At 39.7% G+C, this 2,379-nt stretch carries 3 protein-coding genes and 1 pseudogene; 2 read left to right on the forward strand and 2 right to left on the reverse strand.

From position 1 onward, the window contains the following. Both OSCIL6407_RS0110685 and OSCIL6407_RS37760 read left to right on the forward strand, forming a co-directional pair. Nucleotides 1-255: pseudogene (locus tag OSCIL6407_RS0110685) on the forward strand (caspase family protein); the annotation flags it as partial. Nucleotides 256-328: 73 nt separating this feature from the next. Beyond that, nucleotides 329-451: a hypothetical protein gene (locus OSCIL6407_RS37760; RefSeq protein ID WP_019487207.1), complete on the forward strand. Its 123-nt coding sequence runs from the start codon at nt 329-331 to the stop codon at nt 449-451. Nucleotides 452-558: 107 nt separating this feature from the next. Here OSCIL6407_RS37760 and OSCIL6407_RS0110695 read toward each other — a convergent pair whose 3' ends face one another. Both OSCIL6407_RS0110695 and OSCIL6407_RS0110705 read right to left on the reverse strand, forming a co-directional pair. After that, a complete protein-coding gene (locus OSCIL6407_RS0110695) occupies nt 559-861 on the reverse strand; it encodes a hypothetical protein (RefSeq protein WP_007357351.1) in 303 nt (100 codons plus the stop codon). Between the two features lie 938 nt (nt 862-1,799). After that, nucleotides 1,800-2,379: DUF6745 domain-containing protein (locus OSCIL6407_RS0110705; RefSeq protein ID WP_407635879.1), on the reverse strand; the 580-nt coding region annotated here is incomplete at its 5' end.

Raw genomic sequence — 2,379 nt, forward strand, 5'->3', positions numbered from 1 at the left:
GTTGAAACTCAGATTATACTTAGTCAGGCTCCTTTTTCTAATTCTCTTACTTCTTTGGAAGGAGGAATTCAGAAAAGTAGAGGTACTTTTCCAGTTCGCGTTCTTTTTAATCCTTTTAAGGTTGCTAAAACAGTGCTACCAGATTTACATATTGCTAGCATTTCAGGAGTACAAGATGCGGGAGTAGCAACTGAAGACTTTCCCCTAGATGTCAATAACTGGGCAACTTTTTGTTTTGTTTATCGGGTAATTTAAGTAATTGCTTATAAATAGGGGGTAGGGGTTAGGGGTTAGGGGTTAGGGTAAGAGATGGGGAAAATAGGGAAGATTGGGAAGATGGGAAGATGGGGAAGATGGGGAAGATGGGGAAAATGGGGAAAATGGGGAAAATTGGGAAGATGGGGAAGATGGGGAAGATGGGGAAGATGGGGAAGATGGGGAAGGTAAGTAGGAGGGATTAGTAATTAGCCATTAGTAATTAGCCATTAGCCATTAGCCATTACCAATTACCAATTACCAATTACCAATTACCAAGTACCAATTACCAACTAACAAACGCTATCTTCGTGTTTGATTTTGTCTGACTTTCAACAATGTTTCGTTGTAAACTGTTCCCCGGAGGGCATTATTTACCAACTCTTGATCGTGAGGTGCTAAAGTCAAAACTAACTCGTACTCTTGCGTAGCAATTTCATACTCCTCTAGCCCATAGCCATAGATATAACCCCGGAATAAATGCACCGACGGGCAATCAGGAAATTTTTCTGCTAACAGGTCAATAATTGCCACTGCTTGTGCATATTCCCCTTGCATATAAGCTCTTTCTGCTTTAATGTAATCGGCTTCTATTTCTTCTTTCATCGTTAATTTCCCTGAAGTTTTGATGCAGTTAACTGAAAATCAACTAAAAAGGTGGGTTGTTCTAAGTAAATCGATTTAATTAAATTAAACGTAAGATCGGAATATGTAAAAAGCTGGCTGTATAAGCATTCTTCCGTTGGGTTGATGCGGACAGTAAGCTTGTGGAACTGCACAGCTAAGCCATCTTCTTTCTTACTTCTTCTTTTCCTCCTACTTACCAATTCAGCTTAAGAATGATACTGATACTTTTTCAGGTAGGGACTGATTCAATACCCAGACCAGTTTTTTCCTCAAGGCAATAAGCCGTTATCTTTCGTTACATCTCAACGCCTGAAAATCCCATTCTCTCGTTAGCAGGCACCTTATTTCGCAATTTTGTCCTTAACCTCACTCTATAAGTATACCTTTTGATAGATGAAAGAATGTTTCTTTTCATTTCCTAATCTCCGAGCCTACCAGCAGTTGACTGGGAAGGCTGAGACTGCTTTGAGTCTATATACAGCCAACTTTTGTTTATTCACCTCCACCTGTGGAGACTAACTGAGTTCAAAATTTGTCGGTCTATAGCGTGGAAGTTGAAAGGTTAAAATTTACAAGCCTTGGTCTTTAGGAGATTTAGGAATATGAAAAAATGTTGCGATCGCTCTTTCTGACTGTCTATGCCTCTCAAGTTTGAGAGGTTATGCAGTACAACAGATCTCGCTCTTTTTGAGAGTCAATATTTCTCAAAGGTAAAATAATCTTGTTCTTTTCCATCGCTTGCCTGTGATTTCTGATGTTCTATCTTTTTATCTGTTTCCTCTCCCAGTTTTTATGCGAAATTGCGAATTATGTTATATTTCTTTACAAATCTGCCAGATTGCTGAGGTTGGCAATTGGTTGAATAATGATGTCTTTTTAACTTTAAATTTCCAGTTTTATCGCTCGACTTATTTGACTTAAGTTTGTACCGCAAATTCTTCTGGCGCAATTCCCCAATTTACCCAGGTAATAGCATCTCGTGCTGTTGCCAGATCGGGCGGTACTCGCAAAGCATGAATGTATCCCGTACTCGGACAAGTCATCTTTAACAGATAAATCGGCTCTACATCAATATTTGAATCAATTCTTAACAGAGTGTATTCTTGCCAGCTATCTAATTCTATTGCTTGTAACTCTTGACAGATGCGCTCGTAACCAATTCCTTGAATTAAAACTCGTTTTAGTTCGGCATTATCTTCTTCTAATAACCATTGAGATTGCCATTGTTCCGGGTGAATTGCTCCATATTTTTCAGGTAATCTTACCCCATGATAGGCGTAGACATTGAAGCCTTGATAAGCAACTGCTGGCACTCCTTCACCGTGCAATCTACCTCGCTCGTCTAAGCGAATTGCCGAGGGTTTGGGAATGGCAACAGCTACATCCTTAAATGCCCACCACCAGCCACAATGCTTTGCAGTTGCAAATAAACCTTTTGCCTTTGAACAGTCAAAACCAAGGGCTTCAAAGTAGGCAAAATAGGCAAACCATTCAGCT

The organism is Kamptonema formosum PCC 6407 (genome assembly GCF_000332155.1).
GTDB lineage: Bacteria > Cyanobacteriota > Cyanobacteriia > Cyanobacteriales > Microcoleaceae > Kamptonema > Kamptonema formosum.